Genomic DNA, 20,142 nt, shown 5'->3' on the forward strand with positions numbered 1-20,142 from the left:
CCTGGCGGGAGCCCTTCTACCACGAGGAGAAGATAATGAGTACATCGCCTTCTGCCGGAGGGGCCGCAACTCCCGGCCCCTCCCTGCTCTTCGCCATGGCCCTGTCATGCGGCCTGGCAGTTGCCAACATCTACTACAACCAGCCCATGCTGGCGGTGATGACGCAGGACTTTCCCGGGCACTCGGGCATGCCATTGATCGCCATGCTGACCCAGCTCGGCTATGCCATGGGTCTGCTTTTGCTGGTGCCGCTTGGCGATGTGGTCGAGCGCCGCTGGCTTATTCCGGGGCAGTTTGCACTGATCGCGCTGGCTTCCCTGCTGGCGGCCACGGCCACGAGTGCCACCACCTTGATGCTGGCCTCCGTCCTGCTCGGCATCGGGGCCACGGCGGCCCAGCAGATAGTCCCGGTGGCGGCGACCCTGGCAGATCCCGCCCGCCGTGGTGCCGTGGTCGGCAGCGTGATGAGCGGCCTGCTGGCCGGAATACTGCTCAGCCGCACCGTCGCCGGCCTGGTCACCGCCTATGGCAGTTGGCGCGCCATGTTCTGGCTGGCCATTCCCCTTGCCCTGTCGGGGGCCCTGCTGATGGCCAGGATGATACCGTCTGGATTGCCGCGCTCTCCCCTCGGTTATGGCCGTCTGCTTCACTCTCTGGTCGGTCTGTGGCGCGAGGAGCCCGCCTTGCGCCGCGCGACCCTGACCCAGGCCTTGCTGTTTGCCTCCTTCAGCGCCTTCTGGACCGTGCTGGCGTTCTACCTGGCCGAACCTGCCTATGGGTTGGGGGCCGACATGGCGGGTCTGTTCGGCGTCATCGGGGTGGCTGGGGTGGTGGCGGCTCCTCTGGCAGGCCGGATGGCGGATCGGTTGGGGGCCAGACCAGTGGTATTGGCCGGTGCCGTGCTGGTGGTGCTTGCCTGGATCTGCTTCGAGCTGTTGCTCTCTCTGGCCGGGCTGGCGTGCGGGGTCATCTTGCTGGATCTCGGCGTGCAGAGCGCACTCATCGCCCATCAGCAGCGCATCTATGGTCTGAGACCTGAGGCCAGGGGGCGCATCAATACCCTCTTCATGACCGGCATGTTCCTGGGGGGAACCCTCGGCTCCAGCCTGGGGATGCTGGTCTGGCAACAGGGACACTGGCTCGGGGTGGGAGCAGCCGGCATGGGGTTGGCCCTGGTTGCCTGTCTCTGCGCCCTGGCCGGCAGGCGGGGGCTGCAACCGGTCATCTGAGGCATGTGCAAGACAAGAAAGGCGACCCCGGGGTCGCCTTTTGTCTGTCTGCTTGGGATGGACTCAGAGCACCATGGCGGCAATCCAGCCGAAGATCACCAGGGGGATGTTGTAGTGGATGAAGGTTGGCACCACGCTGTCCCAGATGTGGTCGTGCTGACCGTCGGCATTGAGGCCCGATGTGGGGCCGAGCGTCGAGTCGGAGGCGGGGGAACCCGCGTCCCCCAGCGCGCCCGCGGTGCCCACCAGGGCGATGGTCGCCATGGGCGAGAAGCCGAGGTGGATGCACAGGGGCACATAGATGGTGGCGATGATGGGCACGGTGGAGAAGGAGGAGCCGATCCCCATGGTGATGAGCAGGCCCACCAGCAGCATCAGGAAGGCCGCCAGTCCCTTGTGACCTGCCATCATGCTGGAGACGGACTGCACCAGACTCTCCACCCCGTGGGTCTCCTTCATGACGGCGGCGAAGCCTGCGGCCGAGATCATGATGAAGCCGATGAGGGACATCATGCGCACACCCTGGGTGAAGGCATCCTGGCTCTCGCGGAATTTGATGACGCCGCCGCAGGTGAAGATGATGAAGCCTGCGAGCGCCCCCAGCACGATGCTGTTGGTCATCAGTTGCAGACCGAGTGCCACGGCGATGGCCAGCAGGGCGACCCAGATGTGGTTGAGATTGAGCTCGACCGTCTCGGGTTCGGCGGCCAGGATCTTCTCCAGATCATACTGACGCGGCTTGCGGTAGCTGAAGAAGACGGCGATGAGCAGGCCGAGGAACATGCCGAATACCGGGATGGCCATCGCCAGGGGCAACTGGCTGAATTCCACAGGTACGCCGTTGTCGACGAGATTCTTGGCCAGGATGTTGTTCAGGAAAATGCCGCCAAAGCCCACCGGCAGCAGCATGTAGGTAGCGGTCAGGCCGAAGGTGATGACGCAGGCCACCTGACGGCGGTCGATCTGCATCTGGGCCATGACATGCAGCAGCGGCGGGATCAGGATGGGAATGAAGGCGATGTGCACCGGGATCAGGTTCTGGGAGGAGATGGAGACCGCGAGCACCGAGGTGAGCAGCAGGCTCTTGACCCAGAGAATGCGGGTGCTGCTGGCATCCTTGCCGAGCTGGTTGATGGCCTTGCGGGCCAGCAGATCGGTGATGCCGGAGCGGGAGATGGCTACCGCGAAAGCCCCCAGCATGGCGTAGGAGAGGGCGATTTCTGCACCGCCGCCCAGGCCGCCGGTGAAGGTGCTGAGGGTCTGCTCGAGGGAGAGTCCGCCGAGCAGGCCACCCACGATGGCACCGATGGCGAGGGAGACCACCACATTGATCCGCAGCAGGCTGAGCACCAGCATCAGCGCCACCGCGATAACAACAGGATTCATTTGATTTCCTTATGGATTGTGTTGCTGTCAGTCGTGTGAAAGCCAGCTAGTTTGCGAAAAACAGGCTAAATGTCGAGAAAAAAATCGGCAGATCCCGGCCAAGGGACGCATCTTCTGCTGGAGGTGAACGGGAACCGGGAAAATGGCCCTTCTTCGTTGCCCAGACAGGTCCCCTCATGCAGACAGGCTGCCATGGGCAGCCTGTCTGGGCAGGGGCTGGGAGTGTTCAGCCCTCGTCTTCGGTGTCCGTCGTTTCATCCGGGTTGGCCAGAGGCCAGCCTCCCAGGCTCTTCCAGCGATTGACGATGTGGCAGAAGAGCTCTGTGGTGCGCTCGGTGTCGTAGAGGGCCGAGTGGGCCTCTTTGTTGTCAAAGGGGATATTGGCGCTCTGACAGGCCTTGGCCAGCACAGTCTGCCCCAGGGCAAGACCCGAGAGGGCGGCGGTGTCGAAGGTGGCGAAGGGGTGGAACGGATTGCGCTTGAGGCCGGCCCGCTCGGCGGCGGCCATCACGAAGCCGTGGTCGAAGGTGGCGTTGTGGGCCACTATGATGGCGCGACCACAATCCTGCTCCTTCATGCCCTTGCGCACCCCCTTGAAGATCTCGGTGAGTGCTTCCTTCTCGTCCACCGCGCCCCGCAGCGGGTTGAAGGGGTCGATGCCGGTGAACTCCAGCGCCGCTTTCTCCAGATTGGCACCCTCAAAGGGCTGGACATGAAAATGGAAGATCTGGTCAGGGACGAGCCAGCCCTGCTCATCCATCTTGAGGGTGTGGGCGGCTATTTCCAGCAGGGCATCTGTCTTGGCATTGAATCCGGCGGTTTCAACATCGATGACGACGGGGTAAAAGCCGCGAAAACGGCCCTTGAGGGTGTGAACGGCGTCGGTCATGGTATCTCGGTCGGCGTGAAAGGAGGCGGCATTATGGCAAAAAAGCGTGCCCTTGTCCCTTATCTGCCGCCATGGGACGGCAAGAGGGCCATTTTGAAACACCTGTGCTTATAATGGGCGACGTCAACCATGGAGGGAGAGGACGATGAAGAAGCTGGGATTGGCACACAAGATGATGTTGGTGGTCTGTCTGCCGCTGTTGGCCCTGCTGTTTTTCTCCGGCCGGTACGTCTATGAACGTTATCGGGTCGAACAGGAGATGAGCGGCGCCCTGGTCGCGCTGGCGGTGGTGAAGGAGGCGGCGCAGCTGGCCCATGAGCTGCAACGGGAGCGCGGCATGTCGGCCGGTTTCCTCGGCTCTGGCGGCAACAAGTTTCGCGATGCGCTGCCTGCCCAGCGCAAGGTGGTGGACAGCCTGTTGCAGCGTTTTCATCAGGATCCTGCCTTGCTGGCGCTGACCGAGGTGCAGCAGGGAGTGGCCGGACTCACCGCCATGCGTGAGCGGGTCAGCGCCCTGGGGGTCGAGGTGGCGGAACAGGTCGGCTTCTATACCCGCCTCGTGAACGCCTTGCTGGCGGTGGTGGACAAGATAAGCGTCGGCAGCATGGATGCCACCATCGCCCTGCAGACCAATGCCTACGCCGCCTTCCTGCAGAGCAAGGAGCGTGCGGGGCTGGAGCGGGCGACGCTCAGCAACGTCTTTGGCCGTGACAGCTTCACGCCTGCGCTGTTGCAGCAGTTCATCTCCCTGCTGGCGGCCCAGAACACCTATCTCGAACGTTTCCAGGCGGTGGCGAGTCCCGCCCAGCGTCAGTTGCTGAACGACAGCCTCGCCTCACCCGTGGTGGCCAAGGTGGCCGCCATGGAGAAACTGGCCCTGGACAAGGCGGCAAGCGGCGGTTTTGGTGTCGATGCGGAGGCCTGGTTTGCCTTGAGTACCGACAAGATAGGTCTGCTCAAGGAGATAGAAGACAGCCTCTATCAGCAGCTCTTCGAGCGGGTTGAACAGATGCGGGTCGGGAGTGCCAGTGACTTCTGGTGGGGGGCGGCTGGCGTGTTGCTGTGCATCGTCCTGACCACCTTCGTCTGCTGGCGGGTGGTGCGGGATCTGCATCTGGGCTTCATGGCCCTGCACCAGACCTTCAAGCGCCTGGTGCAGGAGAACGACCTGACCGTGCGGGTCGACTGGCGATCCGGGGATGAGCTGGGGGCCCTGGCGCGGGATCTGAACCATTTCCTCGGGCACCTGGAGAGTTTGCTGCTGGCTGTGCGCCACTCCTGTGACGTGCTGATACGCAGCGCCGCCAGCTCGGCCGAGGTCATTGCCGAGGTGAATGCCGGCGTAGTCAGGGGATGCGGGCAGGTGGATCTGGTGGCGACTGCCGCCACCGAGATGGCATCGACTGTCGCGGAGATTGCCCGCAACGCCACCCAGACCTCCCAGGTGACTCAGCAGGCCATCGGCCGGGCGAAGCAGGGTGACAAGGAGGTGGATCAGACCATCCACACCATCCAGCAGGTGGCGGGCACGCTGGTGGATACCCGGCACCTGGTGGACAGCCTGCATCGGGATACCGAGTCGGTGGGGGAGGCCTTGAGCCTCATCAAGCAGATCTCGGACAGAACCAACCTGCTGGCCCTCAATGCCGCCATCGAGGCGGCCCGTGCCGGTGAATCCGGGCGCGGCTTTGCAGTGGTGGCCGATGAGGTCAGAGCGCTTGCCTCCCGTACCCAGCAGGCGGCGGATGACATAGAGCGGATGCTGGGCCGCTTGCGCCAGGGGGCCAACGAGGCGGTGGCTGCCATGCACACGGGCACCGAACAGGCGGGTCTTAGCGTGACGGAGGCCAAACGGGCGGGGAGCGAGCTGACCGACATCGTCAACGAGGTGCGCAAGGTGAGCGACATGACGGCCCAGGTGGCCACCGCCACCGAGGAGCAGCGTTACGTGACCGACGACATCCAGCAAAACGTGATGACCATCCGTGACGTGTATGAGGCCCATCGCCAGCACTCCCATACCCTGCAACAACACAGTGCCGAACTGGATGCCCTGGCCCGGGATCTGGCGGGACGCATCGCCAGCTTCAAGCTGATGGCCCCTTCTTCCCCCCACTGAGCGTTTTGACCTAAAGCTTGTCCTGCCGCTGCCGATAGATAATTCGAGATAGTGTGGAGGACAAGCCGTTGAATGCTTGGGTGTTGGGGTTGATCAGCATATCAGTGAGTATGCAGTTGCAGGCGGGCGTGACCGAATTTGGCGCCGGTCTGGATCAATCCGTCTGGCGCCTGACCTCTGATACCCAGGTGGAGTGCAGGCTGGAGCATCCTATTCCCCGCTGGGGAACCGGGGCCTTTGTCAGCCGGGCCGGGCGCAAGATCAATCTGGATTTCGAGCTCAAGGGGCAGCGACCCCAGGCGCGTACCCAGACAGTGAGCCTCGGGATCATGCCCCCCAGCTGGCGCCCCGGGGTGGCTGGGCGACAGATCAGCCAGTTGCAGTTTTATCAGCAGTTTGACGGCCTGGTGGCGGGGCAGACCGCTTGGACCATGCTGGACGAGCTGGAAGGAGGGCGTATGCCGACTTTCCAGTATCGCGACTGGTATCGTCAGGACAGGCCGGCGCGGGTATCGCTCTCGTCGGTCAATTTCAGGGTCAAGTACCAGGCGTTCATGGACTGCCTGAGTGGCTTGCTGCCCTACAGCTTCAACGACATCGCCTTCAGCGTGCTCTCCTATGACAAGAACAGCGATCAGTTGTCACCGGCCTCCAAGCGGCGGCTGGCGATGATCGGTGACTATGTGAAGGCAGACAAGAGCATCGATGTGGTGGTGATCGACGCCTACAGCGACAGCTATGGCGGCCGCTGGCCAAACCAGAAGCTCTCCGAGAAGCGGGCGGATGCCATCAAGCAGGTGTTTGTGGATCTCGGCATCGAGGAGGGCAAGATCTCGGTGGAAGGGCACGGTGAGAAACAGCACGTGGCCTCCAACGAAACGGAAGCTGGCCGAGCCAAGAACCGCCGGGTGGTGATCAACATGGGACGCAACGGCACTATCTGATCCCGCTGAGTCATCGAGAGGGGCGGGATTTTCGCTGTAGTCAGGAATAAAAAATGCCAGTCGGCGAACCGACTGGCATTTTTTTCGCGGGTATCCGGGATTACTTGGCCAGGGATTCCGGCAGGTTTTCGCGGATCTTGCCGAGCATCTCTTTCAGCACGCGGGGGTTGGCCACCACGATGTTGCCGGAGTTTTCGTAGTTGTGACCACCGACGAAGTCGGTGACGATGGCGCCGGCTTCTTTGGCCAGCAGCTCACCGGCGGCGGTGTCCCAGGGCTTGAGGCCGATTTCCCAGAAACCGTCGACGCGGCCAGCGGCCACATAGGCGAGATCCAGCGCGGCGGAGCCAGCACGACGGATGTCTGCACACTCGATGAACATGCTCTGGAACATCTTCAGGTAGGGTTCGATGTGGTGCTTCTGCTTGAACGGGAACCCGGTGGCCAGGATGGTGCCGGAGAGGTCTTTGGCCTTGCCGACACGGATGCGGTAGCCGTTCAGCTGGGCGCCGCTGCCGCGGGTGGCAGTGAACAGCTCGTCACGGATGGGATCGTAGACAACGGCTTGTTCGGTCTTGCCCTTGACGCGCAGAGCGATGGAAACGGCAAAGTGCGGAATGCCTTTGACCAGGTTGGTCGTGCCATCCAGTGGGTCGATGATCCATTGGTAGTCCGGATTGGTACCGGCAATCTCGCCAGACTCTTCAGCAACGATGCTGTGTTCCGGGTAAGATTTTTTGATGGTGTGAATGATGGCCGCTTCGGCGTCACGGTCAACGTTGGTCACGAAGTCATTGCTGCCTTTCTGGATAACCTCGATGTTCTCGGGTTGAGAAAAGGCTTTTACTACTACTTGACCGGCGTTGCGCGCAGCGCGCACGGCGATATTCAGCATCGGATGCATAGGTTCACCACTGGATGTTAAAGAACGGGGGATAAAAGGACGCGACATCTTACCAAGATATTCGGGAATAGCAACTGCTATGCCCTCATTCGGTCAGGGGAGGGACTGACAGATCTGACGGCTCCAATAAAGACCTGTAATCAACTAGTCTTATCGCGACAGCCGGATAACAGGCTGTGGTGAGCATAGGGATATGAGCCATGAATCTGTCATTAATCAGTCAGAAACCGTCGTCGCCGACGACTCTGGGTGTGTTGGCCGCACTGCGTGCCGCCAGCGAAGAGAGCGATTATGTCACCGAGGTCCGGGTGGCACAGCCCCAGCAGTGGCAACCGTCGAAGGACGAAGCGGCGATCCTGCTGCTGGAAGAAGAGGGGGCTGCCTGGCCTGCTCCGCTCTGGCCAGCAGGAGGCAGTGCACTGGGATTGCCGGTGCTTCCCCTGTTGGTGCATCGACAGTATGAACATACTCCACAGGGGCCGGATGTCCGGGATCCGCATTTTTATTTCGTCTCCAACGGTATTCTGCTGGATGAGGCCGAACTGGCGGATCCTGCCTGCAGCCTGGTGCTGCAAAGCAAGTTTGAATCCTATTTCCCGCTGCTTTCCCGTCTTATCTTGCTGCGCCAGCGCCAACCAGGGGTACTGAGCAGCTAATCATCTCCCCCTCGATGCGGGCTGTTCAAGGGGCACAATATTTGTCATAACTGACCGACATTGTGCCGCTTTGCTATGGCCTGCGCAGCGGCTCACTGTGTGTTCGTCGACGGAGGTGACATGAAGGTTTATGAGCTGAGACGAGCCCCCAATGCCCGTCGGGTCAGAATGTTTCTGGCGGAGAAGGGGATCGAGATGGAATATCAGCAGGTCGATCTGGGGGCGGGGGAAAACCTGGCGCCCGCCTTTTTGACCAAGAACCCGGCCGGGCGCATTCCTGTGCTGGAACTCGATGACGGAACCTGTCTGAGTGAAACCCTGGCCATCTGCCGCTATTTTGAAGAGCTCCACCCCGAGCCGAACCTGTTTGGCAGCACCGCGCTGGAGCGCGCCACCATAGAGATGTGGAGTCGCTTCATCGAGTTCAACCTCTGGTTGCCGACCGGTATGGCGTTTCGTCATATCACCGGTTTTTACAAAGACCGGGAGCGGGTCTTCCCCGAATGGGGGGAGGAGTGCAAGCAACAGGCTCAGATCTGGTTTGACAAGCTCGATGCCCGTCTTGCCGAGGTGCCCTATATTGCGGGGGAACGCTTCACCATCGCCGACATTCTTGCCCTCTGTACCATTGATTTTGGCAAGGTGGTCGGCCTGCGCATCACCCCCGAACAGCCCCATTTGCAGGACTGGCATGACCGGGTGAGTGCCCGGTCCAGCGCCCAGGCCTGATCCTTTCCCCTGAACGTTCAAGGAGTCCAAGATGATAGAGTTGTACACAGCCGCCACGCCCAACGGGTTCAAGGTGTCGATTGCCCTCGAAGAGCTGGGGCTGCCCTACAAGGTCATTCCCCTTGATTTCGCGACCATGGAGCAGAAGAAGCCCGAGTTCCTGGCCATCAACCCCAATGGCCGCATCCCGGCCATCGTCGATCGGGACAATGGTGACTTCGCAGTGTTCGAGTCCGGCGCCATCCTTCTCTATCTGGCGGAAAAAACCGGCAAGTTGCTGCCACAGGATCCCAAGCGCCGCTCCCAGGCCATCCAGTGGCTGATGTTCCAGATGGGGGGCGTCGGTCCCATGATGGGGCAGGCCAACGTCTTCTATCGCTATTTCCCCGAGAAGATCCCGGCCGCCATCGAGCGTTACCAGAAGGAGGGGCGACGCCTGTTCGAGGTGCTCGACGGTCATCTGGCACACCATGAGTATCTGGCGGACGAGTACAGCATCGCCGACATCGCTACCTGGCCCTGGGTGCGCATCCACGACTGGAGTGGTATCTCCATCGAGGGGTTGGTGCATTTGCAGGCCTGGATGGCACGCATGGAAGCCAGGCCCGCCTGCCAGAAGGGCATCACCATTCCACCGCGCAATGAGAGCCCCGAGGATCAGGTCAAGCGGGCACAGCAGATGGTGACTCGTTGACACCATCATGATGGCCCTGACGGGCCATCTTTTTTATTCCCCTTTGACTCCCCGTTGTTTGACGATCTGCATCGCAGTCGCTTTTTGTCTTTCAAATAAGCCATTTATCAAAAATCAAAAGTCATTTTTCCTGATTAATTGTTATGTTATAACGCCATTTCTTTGGTTGATGAACATGAAGCTTGGATGGAAAGGATGACAAAAAAATGCACCGCAGCCGGGTGGTTCGCCCTGGCTCTGATGGCAGGAACGACTGCAGCCGACGGCAAACCGCTTGCCATGGTGGGGCCTTGGGAGATCCACAGTGTCGACCCCGCCAGCAACGGGGTCTTCTTTACTCGCATGCAGGTGGCGGAGACCCTGGTGGATGTCGATGGGAAAGGCAATCTGCAACCCGGGCTTGCCAGTGAGTGGTCGCGTAGCGATGACGGTCTGCAGTGGCGATTTACGTTGCGTCCCGGGGCCCGTTTTCACGATGGCAGCGAGGTGAGCGCCGAGCAGGCCGCTTTTGCCCTGCAACAGGCCTGGCGCAAGCCCGGCGTGATGACCAGCGCTCCCATTGCGTCCATCGGATCTGGAGATGGCGTCTTGAAGGTAACCCTGAGCGAACCCTTCGCCTCCCTGCCTGCCGTGCTGGCCCACCCCAGCACCCAGATCCTGGCGAAGGCCGCCTACGATGCCAAGGGCGAGGTAACCCGGGTGATAGGCTCTGGCCCCTACCGCATCACCCGCCTGCAACAACCCCAGCGGATAGAGACTGTGCGTTTCGACGGCTGGCAGGGGGCCAGGCCCGCAATCGAGGAGGTCAGCTACCTGACGGTGGGGCGTGCAGAGAGCCGCACCCTGATGGCCGAGAGCGGTCAGGCCGACATCGCCTGGGGGCTGGATCCGGTCAGCATCCGCCGCTTGCAGCAGGCGTCACGGGTCTCCATCGCCTCGGTTACCCTGCCACGGACCATCCAGCTCAAGCTCAATGGCGCCGATCCCCGTCTGAGCGATCCGGTGGTGCGCCATGCCATGAGTCTCGCCATCGATCGTCGTGGTATGGCAGCCGCCCTGCTGCGGGATCCAGAGATGGCGGCAACCCAGCTCTTTCCTCCCACTCTGGGGGAGTGGCACCAGCTCGGGTTGACGCCGCTTGCCTATGACGTCAAGGCGGCCCGGGCTGCCTTCGCGGCGGCAGGCTGGCAGCCGGGGGAGGACGGTGTGCTGCGCAAGGGGGAAGAGCGCTTCGCCCTGACCCTGCGTACCTTCCCTGACCGTCCGGAGCTGCCGCTCCTCGCCACGGCACTGCAGGCGCAGTGGAAGGCGGTGGGGGTGGATCTCAAGGTGGCGGTGGGCAACTCGAGCGAGATCCCGGCGGGCCATCAGGACGGCTCGCTCCAGCTTGGTCTCTACGCCCGCAATTATGCCCTGGTACCGGATCCCTTGGTCACTTTGCTGGGGGATTTGGCCCCTGCCGGTGCGGACTGGGGGGTGATGAACTGGCACTCCCCGGCCATGACGCAAACGCTGACCCGCCTTGCCACGCAAGCCTTGTCGCCCACAGACGCCGCTGCGGCTCGCCGGGAGATAGCCACGACACTGCAACAGGAGTTGCCGCTCCTGCCCATCGCCTGGTACCGCCAGAGCGCGGCGGTCAGTCGGGGGCTGGAGGGGTTTGAACTCGATCCCCAGGAGCGCAGCTATGGCCTGGACAGGTTGACATGGAGCGCACGATGACAGCGACACCCTTGTCTCGCGTCATGGGGATACTGGGTCAGCGTCTGGTGCAGGCGCTGGTGGTTGCCCTGCTGGTGGCCGGACTCTGTTTTCTGATGGTGCAGTCCCTGCCCGGAGACATCGCCTTTCGCATCGCGGCGGGTCGTTATGGCTATGACTATGTCACCGTCGAGGCGGCCAACGCGGTGCGCAGCGAGCTGGGGCTGGCCGGCTCGGCCCTTGCCCGTTTTGGCGACTGGCTGTGGGCCTTGCTGCAAGGGGATCTCGGCAGCTCCCTGGTGACGGGCGCACCGGTCGCCACCGACGTGGGTCATCACCTGGGCGCCACCCTGACGCTCGCGAGCGCCTCCGTGGTGCTGGCGCTGGTGGTGGCGCTGCCGCTTGGCAGCCTGAGTGCGCTGCGCCCGGGGGGATGGTGTGATCGCCTGACCCTGGGCTGGAGCGTGCTGATGCGTGCGTTGCCCCCCTTCTTGCTCGGCCTGGTGCTCATGGTGATGCTCTCGGTGGAGCTGGGCTGGGTCAGTGCGGCAGGGCGCGGGGAGGGGAGCAACCTGCTGCTGCCCGCCCTGACCCTGGGATTGGGGCTCTCCGGCGTGCTCTCCCGGGTGGTGCGTGAAAGCGTGCTCACCGTGGTGCAGTCCGGTTATTACCGATTTGCCCTCACCAAGGGGCTTTCGCCGGCCCGGGTTTTCTGGCGCCACGGTCTGCGCAACACCGGGGTCAGCATCATCGCCTACACCAGCGTGCAGCTGGTGCTGCTCATCGAGGGGGTCGTGGTGGTCGAGAGCCTGTTTGCCTGGCCCGGGATCGGCCATGCGCTGGTGCACGCCATCTTCTGGCGCGACATCCCCATGGTTCAGGGGACAGTGCTGGTGCTGGCGGTGCTCTTCGTGCTGCTCAATACCCTCACCGATCTGCTTTGTCTTGCCATTGACCCCCGTGGTCCCAAGGAGTCCTGATCATGTCGTTGTCTGTCAAAACGGGGCTGGGCCTGCTCCTGCTGGTGGTGCTGTTTGCCCTGCTGGGCCCCGTGCTCTGGCCCGATCCGGCGGCTCAGGATCTGGCACAGTTTCTGGCTGATCCCTCCTGGCAGGAGCCCCTCGGGCGGGATCAGATGGGGCGCAGCCTGATGGCGCGCCTCGCGGCGGCGACCCGGCTCTCCCTGCTGCTGGGACTGCTGTGCGTCATCACGGCGGCGCTGTTGGGGTCATTGCTGGGCTGGCTCTCGGCCTGGCGCGGCGGCTGGGTCGACGGTCTGCTGCGCAGCCTGGCCGACGGCGTGCTGGCCCTGCCAGGCCTGTTGCTGGTGCTGCTCTTCTCCGCCATGGCCCAGGGTGGCTTTGCCATCCTCTATCTCGGGTTGGCCATGGCCCAGTGGGTGGAGTATTACCGGGTGGTGCGTGCCCGCAGCCGGGGGCTGCTCGCCTCGCCCCAGGTGGAGGCGTCCCGTCTGCTGGGATTCGGCCATGCCCATGTGGTGCGGCGCCATCTCTGGCCCGAGCTCGCCCCCCAGTTGCTCACCATGATGGCCTTCGGCCTAGCGGGTGCCATTCTAACCCTCTCTACCCTGGGCTTTGTCGGAGTGGGCATTCAGCCGCCAACGCCCGAGCTGGGGCTGATGATGACGGAGGCGCTGCCCCACTATCAGGAGGCTCCCCGTCTGTTACTGGCCCCCATTCTTGTCATGGGGCTGATGTTGCTGGCCCTGGTGCTGCTTCATCAGACGCGCGGCCTTGACATGCCATCTTCACAAGGAGCCACCTCATGACGGCCATTCATATCAAGGGGTTGCAGGTCGATGATGGCCAGAAAACCCTGTTGCAGGCGCTGGATTTCACCATTCATCCCGGCACCGCCCTGACCCTGATCGGGGAGAGCGGTTCGGGCAAATCCCTGTTGGCTCATGCCCTGATGGGGACCTTGCCAGCCCCCCTGACAGGCCGGGGTGAGATGGTGTCGGGTGGCCGCCATCACAACCTGGCCGACACGCCTCGCCTGCGCACTCTCTGGGGGCGGGAGCTGGCGATGCTACCTCAGGAGCCGGTGCTGGCGCTGGATCCCACCATGGGGTTGCTTGCCCAGGTGGAGGAGGGGTGGCTGCCAGGGGGCAAGGAGGCCCGATCGCGGGCCCGCGCCGCCCTCGAGCGGCTTGGACTGGCCGGGCGGGAGGGCGCCTTTGTACACCAGCTCTCGGGAGGCATGGCCCAGCGTGCGGCCTTTGCCGCCGCCACCCTGGGGGAGGCCCGTCTGCTGGTGGCCGACGAGCCCACCAAGGGGCTCGACAGCCGGGCCGCAGCCAGGCTGGGTGCCTTGTTGCTGGGCTACCTGGCCCGTGGACGCCATCTGCTGACCATCACCCATGATCTCTCCCTGGCTCGCGCATTGGGGGGTTGGGTGCTGGTGGTCAAGGGAGGAGAGATCGTGGAGCAGGGGCCCGCCGAGCGTGTGCTGCACACGCCATCCCATGCCTATACCCGGGCTCTGCTGGCGGCGGAGCCCTCCGCCTGGCCCGAGGCGGTCGTCCCTCCCACCGGTGACTGGCTCATCCGCGGGAAGGGGCTTGCCATGGGATATGGGGATCAACCCCTGTTCACGGAGCTGGACCTTGCCCTGGCGCAAGGGGAGCGAATGGCCATCATGGCGCCGAGCGGCGCGGGCAAGAGCACCCTCGGCAACGTGCTGCTGGGTCTGCAACGCCCCCTGCAAGGGGAGGTGCTGCGCCGGGAAGGGATAGCCCCCTGCCGCTGGCAGAAGCTCTATCAGGATCCGGTGCAGGCCTTTGCCAGCCGAGTGCGCCTCGCCACCCAGTTCGATGATGTGCTGCGTCTGCACAGGCTGCCTCGCCATCGGCTTGTCGACTATCTGGCCCGGTTGGGGCTGGATGAACGGCTGCTGACGCGCCTGCCAAACCAGGTCTCGGGAGGGGAGCTGCAGCGGCTGTCGCTTATCCGGGCCCTGTTGCTGCGCCCCGTGCTGCTGTTCGCCGATGAGCCCACGTCCCGGCTCGATCCCCTGAGCCAGCAACAGACCATCGCCTGTCTGCTGGAGGAACTGGGAGAGATAGGCTGCGCCCTGCTGCTGGTGACCCATGACGAGGGGCTGGCCGGCAAGGTTGCTCCTCGTTGTCTGAGACTGGGGGAGGCGGGTACCCCCATGTTCGAAGGCGCGTCGGCCGAGGTGAGAAGAGTGGGGTAAAGAGGGGACAGGATGAATCCTTCCCCCATGATGAGATGACAGTGACGGGGCCTTGGGCCCCGTCGCATTAGAAAAACTTGGGTAAGCAGATTATAAAGTTTCGTTCGTTTTTTGTGATATGAATCACTAAGATTGTCGTAAGCCAGAGAGCGTCCTGCTGCTGGCGGGTGCGGGTCCTCCGCCTTGTTCCTCTTCAACGACCTTTGTCAGACACCTCCTGCAGATCTCTGCCCGGAGGGTGGCGGCTTTTTGATCTTTTTCGGACGAGATATGTATCGGCACAGCTTCTATCCCCTGTTTTTCCTGACCATTCTGATGGTCGCCGTGGGTCAGATGACCCAGACCCTCTATGTGCCCTCCATTCCCATGATGGCGGGGGACTTCCATGTGGCCTCCGGCCAGCTGCAGGCGGTGATGGCCTGCTACCTCATTCCCTACGGCCTCTCCCAGTTCGTTTATGGCCCCTTGTCGGATCGCATCGGTCGTCGCCCTGTGCTCATCATCGGCATGATGATCTTCCTGGTCGGCACCCTCACCATCCAGCTGATCCCGAGCTTCACCGCCCTGCTGGCGGGCAGCCTGATCCAGGGGCTGGGCACCGGGGCTGGGGGCGCCATGAGCCGGACCGTGATGCGCGATCGTTACAGTGGCGCCGAGCTCAACCGTGCCAACAGCCTGGTGAGCATGGGGGTCATCTTCTCCCCTCTGCTGGCACCTGTGCTGGGCGGCTGGCTCACCGAGCTGTTCAACTGGCGTGCCGGCTACTGGTTCCTGTTCGGTTTTGGTGCCCTGACCACCCTTGCGCTGCTGGCCTGGTTTGGGGAGACGCTGCCAGCATCCGCCCGCCAGCATTCGCTGCGGGTGGGCGCCGCCTATCGTCATGTGCTCGGCAACCCGCGCTTTCAGGGCAACCTGCTCTGTCTGATGGCCACCTTTGCCGGCCTCGCGGTATTCGAGGCGGCGGCCGGGGTGTTGCTGGGGGACGTGCTCAAGCTGAGTGCCCGCACCGTCAGCGTGCTGTTCGTGCTGCCGCTGCCCGGTTATCTGTTCGGCGCCTGGCTCTCCGCCAGACTGAGTTTTCGCCTGAGCCAGGGCAAGCTGATGCGCCTTGGCATCGCCTTTCTGGCCCTGGGGTCGCTCATCATCCTGGTACCCGGGCTGCTCGGCATGGTGAGCGCTGCCTCCCTGGTGGGCGGGGCTGCGGTCTACTTCATTGGCAGCGGCATCCTCTATCCGACCGCCACCTCCTGTGCCATCGAGCCCTTCCCGGGCCAGGCTGGCACCGCGGGAGCCGTGCTCGGGGGCATGCAGAATCTGGGGGCTGGCGTGGTAACCCTGCTGGCCGCCAGCTTCCCGATGACGGGGCAGGTGACCCTGGGGGCCATCATGACGGTGATGGTGCTGATCGTGGCCTTGAGCTTTGTGTGGCTGCGCCACCACGGCGCGCCCCACGAGCAGATGGCCGTCTGACACGGCCAAGAGCCCGCCCCGTTGGCGGGCTTTTTACTGCCTCCTGCCGGGTGGCGAGATGCCGCAGGCGAGTGGAAGGGGGGTTGCCGCGCAGGCAAAGAAAAAGCCCGTCGTGATGACGGGCTTTTTTGGGTAGGTACCCCGGAGATGCCGTTGCCGGTTTGGGCCCTTGAACCGTCGGTTCAAGGCGGAGATCTAATCTGGCCGCAGGCTTCTCGGTCGGGCCGAGCATGCTCAATAGCCAGAAGGCAGACCCCCTGTTTGGTATGAATATCGGCTCGGGGACTTGAACCGGCTGACAAACACTCCAGGGAATTTCAAAACTCGGTGCGATTAGGGCTGTTGCGCCTCTTCGCTGGATTCACCGTATTGTCCGTGCTCGATCAAGGCGGCTTCGATGGTGCGTTGCAGCATCTTGATCCGCTTGTCCATGGTCTCAGAGTATTGGTGGTTTTTCTCTTTTTCAAGGCAGAGCTCATGACAGAAATTGAGCGCTGCCATGACGGCCAGCTGTTCGTTGCTGGAGACCTTGGAACGTTGACGAAGCTCGATGAGCTTGTCGGTCAGCTGGTCGGCGGCCTGGCGCAGGGCATCTTGTTGTCCTAGGGGACAGGACACCTTGTAGGGACGTCCCAGAATGACGATTTCTACGGCCTCTATGCTCATGCCTTCCTCAATACGGCGGGGCTGATTTCCGCCTTTATCCACGTGGACAACTGGGCGGGACTATATAGCGCAGATGCAGAAGTTTCAAGGCCTTGCTGGCTCTGGCAGGGGGAGAATGCTAGGATCTCGGCCATAAATTCTGCATATTTGCCTGAACTTTGAGCGGATCCTAGATGAGCAAAACAAACCCCCTGAAATACGCCGCCGTGGCGGACCTGATGGCACAGCACGACCTCATGGCGACGGCCGTCGAGGCCCATGGCGTGATCTGCGGCCTGGTGTGCGGTGGCGTGGCCCTGGACGACAAAAGCTGGCATCCCCATTTCAATGATCTGATCAACGACGGTTTCGGTCTGCCGGCACCGGTGCGCCAGGTGATGACCGACCTCTATCACGAGGTGATCGAGAGTCTGATGGCACAAAAGGGCGTCGAGCTGCTGCTGCCAAGCGACGAGGCGCCGCTCGATGAGCGCATCGACTCGCTGGTGGACTGGTCCCAGGCCTTCCTGGCCGGCTTTGGCGTGGTGCAACAGGAGCTCTCCAAGGCATCCGAAGAGCTGCAGGAGATGATTCAGGACATCGCCAGCATCACCCAGGTCTCTGCCGAATTCGATCAGGAAGATGAAGAGAACGAAGCCTCTTTCCTGGTGCTCTACGAACACGTGCGCCTCGGGGTCATGATGGCGTTCGAGGAGTTTGGCAAGCGCCCGGCCGCGCCGAGCACGCCGCCGACCCTGCACTGATCTGCCCGCCCCGCGGGTCAATGAAAGAGCGCATCACGGCGCTCTTTCTGTTTTACAAGGGGGCGAGAGCAGGGGAGGTACCCTGCTAACCCATGGTGCCAAAGCGGTTTTTTGCCCGTGGCTTCGCATCCCGTCCGCCACCTTTGTGGTAGGATTGGCCCACGTTTTTTCGCCTATGCCCTCTTCTCATGTCTCAATCTGATCTGGTTCACGTCGACGTGGCTATCGTCGGCGGTGGTATGAGCGGTGCCGTGCTGGCCCTCTCCCTTGCCGCCCTGAAAGGACAGGATGGCGCCCCCCTGCAGATCCTGCTGCTGGAGGCGAGTGCGCCCGAGCTCAATGCTCATCCTGGTTTCGATGCCCGTGCCATCGCGCTTTCCGCCGGTACCTGCGAGGCGCTGGCCCGTCACGGCCTCTGGCCGCACCTGGTGCCCCACTGCTCCCCCATCACCCATATCCATGTGTCGGATCGGGGCCACTGCGGCCAGACCCGGCTGTCGGCGGCGGAGTATGGCCTGCCCGCCCTCGGTCAGGTGATCGAGCTGTCGGCGGCGGGCATCGTGCTGCAAGAGGCGATCGCCGCCAGCCCGCAGATCCGTATGTTGTGCCCGGCCAGGCTTGAGGCCATCGACCCCGACGAGGGGGGAGTGACGCTCGCCCTGGAGGGGGGCGCGCGCTACCGCACCCGGCTGCTGGTGGCGGCCGACGGGGGCCACTCCTTCGTGCGCCAGCATTTCAAGATGCCGGTCAGTCGCCACGATTATGGTCAGAGCGCCATCATCGCCACCGTCAAGACCGCCGAGGATCCCGCCGGACGGGCCTTCGAGCGCTTTACCGACGGAGGGCCGCTGGCCCTGCTGCCCATGCAGGACGGCCTCTCCTCCCTGGTGTGGAGCGTGCCGCGGGACGAGGCACAGGGGCTGCTTGCACTGGATGACGCCGCCTTTCTCGCCCGTCTGCAGCAGGCTTTTGGCTGGCGCCTCGGGCGCTTCGTGCGCACAGGGGCGCGCAACCTCTACCCCCTGGTGCTGACGGTGGCCGACTATCCCCTGGCCCAGCGTACCGTGCTGGTGGGCAACGCCGCTCACCTGCTGCATCCCATCGCCGGTCAGGGGTTCAACCTCGGCATGCGGGATCTGGATGTGCTGACCCGGACCCTGGCCCGTGCGCTCGAGGCGGGGGAAGACATCGGCGGTTTTGAGGTGCTAAGCGGCTACTGGCAGCAGCGGCGGGACGATCAGGCCCAGACCGTCTGGCTCACATCCTCCCTGGCCCAGCTCTTCTCAAACCATCACGCTCCCCTGGTGGTGGGCCGCAATCTGGCGCTCTCCCTGATGGGCAGAGTGCCCTGGCTCAAGGCACCGCTCGCCTCCCGCACCCTGGGATTCGTGGGCGAGGTGTGCGGCCAATAAGCGCTGTCGCCCCGGCGGCAAAGACGATTTCGAGCAAGAGGCACGCCTGTGGGCGTCGCCTCGCAGATCCTGGCGACCCGCCCGGAAAGGACACAAGAGAATGCAGATGCAAGATGTGGATGTGGTGATCGTGGGGGGCGGCATGGTGGGCCTGGGGCTCGCTGCCGCCCTCAAGAACCGGGCGATCAAGGTGGCCATCGTGGAAGGCCGGCTGCCCGATGGAACGCTCGGTGAGACGCCGGACAACAGGGTCAGTGCCCTGAGCCTCGCGAGTCAGCACATCCTGCAAGGGGTCGGCGCCTGGGACGGCATAGTGGCGCGCCGCCTGCAGCCCTACGAGAAGATGCAGGTGTGGGAGCAGGACAGTTTCGGCCACATCGATTTCGATGCCGCCAGCCTGCGTCAGGGGTCCCTTGGCCACATCGTCGAGAACCGGGTGATCCAGCTTGCGCTGCTGGACGCCATCGCGGGGGCCAGCAATATCCAGATGCTGACCCCGGCCCGGGCCACCAGCCTGCAGTGCGGGCCAGCGGGCGCCCTGCTGCTGCTGGAAGATGGCCGGGCCCTCTCGGCCAAGCTGGTGGTGGCCGCCGACGGCGCCCACTCCTGGGTGCGCCGTCAGGCAGACATTCCCCTCACCAGCTGGGATTACGGTCATCACGCCCTGGTGGCGACGGTGCGTTGTGCCGAACCCCATGAGGCGGTGGCGCGCCAGATCTTCACCCCCCAGGGGCCGCTCGCCTTCCTGCCCCTGTGGCAGCCCGACCTCTGCTCCATCGTGTGGTCTGTGCCCGCGGCCCGCGCCGAGGCGCTCTGCGCCCTGGATGACGACGGCTTCAACCGCCAGCTCACCGCCGCCTTTGATGGGCGCCTCGGGCTGTGCAAGGTGGAGGGGGCTCGCAGCGCCATTCCGCTCACCGCCCGCTACGCCCGCGACTTTGCCCGCGAGCGCCTGGTGCTGGTGGGGGATGCGGCCCACACCATCCACCCGCTGGCGGGGCAGGGGGTGAACCTGGGCTTGCTGGATGACGCCGCCCTGGCGGAGCAGATCCTCATTCATCACGGCAAGGGCGCGGACATCGGCCTGCTCGCCAACCTGCGGGGCTATGAGCGCTGGCGCAAGAGCGAGGCGGCGCGCATGCTGGCGGCCATGGAGGGGCTCAAGCGACTGTTTGCGGGCAGCAACCCCCTCAAGAAGCTGGTGCGCGGGGTGGGGCTTCGCGCCGTCGACGGTCTTGCTCCCCTCAAGCAGGGCATGATCCGGGCCGCCATGGGGCTGGATGGGGAGCTGCCCACCCTGGCCAAAGGTGAAAAAATCTAATCTTACCCCGGGGTTTTAACAAAAAAACTAATCTGACAGGGCGAGATGCCCCTTCGGGGTGTC

At 63.4% G+C, this 20,142-nt stretch carries 18 protein-coding genes and 1 other RNA gene; 14 read left to right on the top strand and 5 right to left on the bottom strand.

Translation table 11 applies throughout. The features are described from left to right. Window positions 1-35 precede the first annotated feature (35 nt). The gene (locus H7R73_RS09740; protein ID WP_103260298.1) at window positions 36-1,229 is read left to right on the top strand and encodes an MFS transporter; all 1,194 of its coding nucleotides are present in this window, start codon (window positions 36-38) and stop codon (window positions 1,227-1,229) included. A 63-nt stretch (window positions 1,230-1,292) separates the two neighbouring features. On the opposite strand, the gene H7R73_RS09745 is transcribed toward H7R73_RS09740, so the two are convergent. Both H7R73_RS09745 and rnt read right to left on the bottom strand, forming a co-directional pair. Next, window positions 1,293-2,615 (bottom strand): Na+/H+ antiporter family protein, encoded by a 1,323-nt coding sequence (locus H7R73_RS09745; protein ID WP_182951683.1) that lies wholly within the window; start codon window positions 2,613-2,615, stop codon window positions 1,293-1,295. A 226-nt stretch (window positions 2,616-2,841) separates the two neighbouring features. Beyond that, on the bottom strand, window positions 2,842-3,504 hold the full coding sequence (gene rnt / locus H7R73_RS09750) for a ribonuclease T (RefSeq protein ID WP_010675098.1): 663 nt from the start codon (window positions 3,502-3,504) through the stop codon (window positions 2,842-2,844). A 145-nt stretch (window positions 3,505-3,649) separates the two neighbouring features. Between rnt and H7R73_RS09755 the strand changes: the two genes are divergently transcribed. Both H7R73_RS09755 and H7R73_RS09760 read left to right on the top strand, forming a co-directional pair. Beyond that, entirely contained in the window at window positions 3,650-5,623 is a 1,974-nt protein-coding gene (locus H7R73_RS09755) for a methyl-accepting chemotaxis protein (protein ID WP_182951684.1), read from the top strand. Between the two features lie 68 nt (window positions 5,624-5,691). Beyond that, window positions 5,692-6,567 (top strand): flagellar protein MotY, encoded by an 876-nt coding sequence (locus H7R73_RS09760; RefSeq protein ID WP_182951685.1) that lies wholly within the window; start codon window positions 5,692-5,694, stop codon window positions 6,565-6,567. A 100-nt stretch (window positions 6,568-6,667) separates the two neighbouring features. Here the strand turns inward: H7R73_RS09760 and suhB are convergent, their stop codons facing one another. Next, window positions 6,668-7,471 (bottom strand): inositol-1-monophosphatase, encoded by an 804-nt coding sequence (gene suhB / locus H7R73_RS09765; RefSeq protein WP_103260297.1) that lies wholly within the window; start codon window positions 7,469-7,471, stop codon window positions 6,668-6,670. A gap of 200 nt (window positions 7,472-7,671) precedes the next feature. Between suhB and H7R73_RS09770 the strand changes: the two genes are divergently transcribed. From H7R73_RS09770 to emrD, 8 genes are all read left to right on the top strand, one after another. Further along, window positions 7,672-8,127, top strand: coding sequence for a hypothetical protein (locus H7R73_RS09770; RefSeq protein WP_042882948.1), 456 nt, complete (start codon window positions 7,672-7,674; stop codon window positions 8,125-8,127). Window positions 8,128-8,247: 120 nt separating this feature from the next. Then, on the top strand, window positions 8,248-8,856 hold the full coding sequence (locus H7R73_RS09775; protein WP_039038752.1) for a glutathione S-transferase family protein: 609 nt from the start codon (window positions 8,248-8,250) through the stop codon (window positions 8,854-8,856). A gap of 31 nt (window positions 8,857-8,887) precedes the next feature. After that, window positions 8,888-9,550: a glutathione S-transferase family protein gene (locus H7R73_RS09780; protein WP_041215003.1), complete on the top strand. Its 663-nt coding sequence runs from the start codon at window positions 8,888-8,890 to the stop codon at window positions 9,548-9,550. 195 nt (window positions 9,551-9,745) lie between these two features. Continuing rightward, window positions 9,746-11,272, top strand: a complete 1,527-nt coding sequence (locus H7R73_RS09785) for an ABC transporter substrate-binding protein (protein ID WP_103260296.1) — start codon at window positions 9,746-9,748, stop codon at window positions 11,270-11,272. Beyond that, entirely contained in the window at window positions 11,269-12,231 is a 963-nt protein-coding gene (locus H7R73_RS09790; protein WP_103260295.1) for an ABC transporter permease, read from the top strand. Before H7R73_RS09785 ends, H7R73_RS09790 begins: the two co-directional genes overlap by 4 nt. Window positions 12,232-12,233: 2 nt before the next feature. Then, entirely contained in the window at window positions 12,234-13,040 is an 807-nt protein-coding gene (locus tag H7R73_RS09795) for an ABC transporter permease (RefSeq protein ID WP_010675089.1), read from the top strand. Then, window positions 13,037-14,467 (top strand): ABC transporter ATP-binding protein, encoded by a 1,431-nt coding sequence (locus H7R73_RS09800; RefSeq protein WP_103260294.1) that lies wholly within the window; start codon window positions 13,037-13,039, stop codon window positions 14,465-14,467. Before H7R73_RS09795 ends, H7R73_RS09800 begins: the two co-directional genes overlap by 4 nt. A gap of 270 nt (window positions 14,468-14,737) precedes the next feature. Continuing rightward, a complete protein-coding gene (gene emrD, locus H7R73_RS09805; RefSeq protein WP_039038746.1) occupies window positions 14,738-15,937 on the top strand; it encodes a multidrug efflux MFS transporter EmrD in 1,200 nt (399 codons plus the stop codon). Between the two features lie 134 nt (window positions 15,938-16,071). On the opposite strand, the gene ssrS is transcribed toward emrD, so the two are convergent. Together ssrS and zapA are read right to left on the bottom strand one after the other, a co-directional pair. Further along, a non-coding RNA gene (ssrS, locus tag H7R73_RS09810) (6S RNA) lies at window positions 16,072-16,254 on the bottom strand. A 16-nt stretch (window positions 16,255-16,270) separates the two neighbouring features. Beyond that, window positions 16,271-16,603: a cell division protein ZapA gene (gene zapA, locus H7R73_RS09815; protein WP_010675086.1), complete on the bottom strand. Its 333-nt coding sequence runs from the start codon at window positions 16,601-16,603 to the stop codon at window positions 16,271-16,273. 173 nt (window positions 16,604-16,776) lie between these two features. On the opposite strand from zapA, the gene H7R73_RS09820 reads away from it, so the two are divergent. The 3 genes from H7R73_RS09820 to H7R73_RS09830 all read left to right on the top strand — a co-directional run bounded on the left by H7R73_RS09820 (window position 16,777) and on the right by H7R73_RS09830 (window position 20,079). Further along, window positions 16,777-17,346: a UPF0149 family protein gene (locus H7R73_RS09820; RefSeq protein ID WP_103260293.1), complete on the top strand. Its 570-nt coding sequence runs from the start codon at window positions 16,777-16,779 to the stop codon at window positions 17,344-17,346. A 188-nt stretch (window positions 17,347-17,534) separates the two neighbouring features. Then, the gene (gene ubiH / locus H7R73_RS09825; protein WP_103260292.1) at window positions 17,535-18,758 is read left to right on the top strand and encodes a 2-octaprenyl-6-methoxyphenyl hydroxylase; all 1,224 of its coding nucleotides are present in this window, start codon (window positions 17,535-17,537) and stop codon (window positions 18,756-18,758) included. A 100-nt stretch (window positions 18,759-18,858) separates the two neighbouring features. Then, the gene (locus tag H7R73_RS09830) at window positions 18,859-20,079 is read left to right on the top strand and encodes an FAD-dependent 2-octaprenylphenol hydroxylase (RefSeq protein ID WP_182951686.1); all 1,221 of its coding nucleotides are present in this window, start codon (window positions 18,859-18,861) and stop codon (window positions 20,077-20,079) included. Window positions 20,080-20,142 lie beyond the last annotated feature (63 nt).

Origin of the sequence: Aeromonas sp. WP2-W18-CRE-05, from assembly GCF_014168615.1 — a bacterium.
Lineage (GTDB): Bacteria > Pseudomonadota > Gammaproteobacteria > Enterobacterales > Aeromonadaceae > Aeromonas > Aeromonas caviae.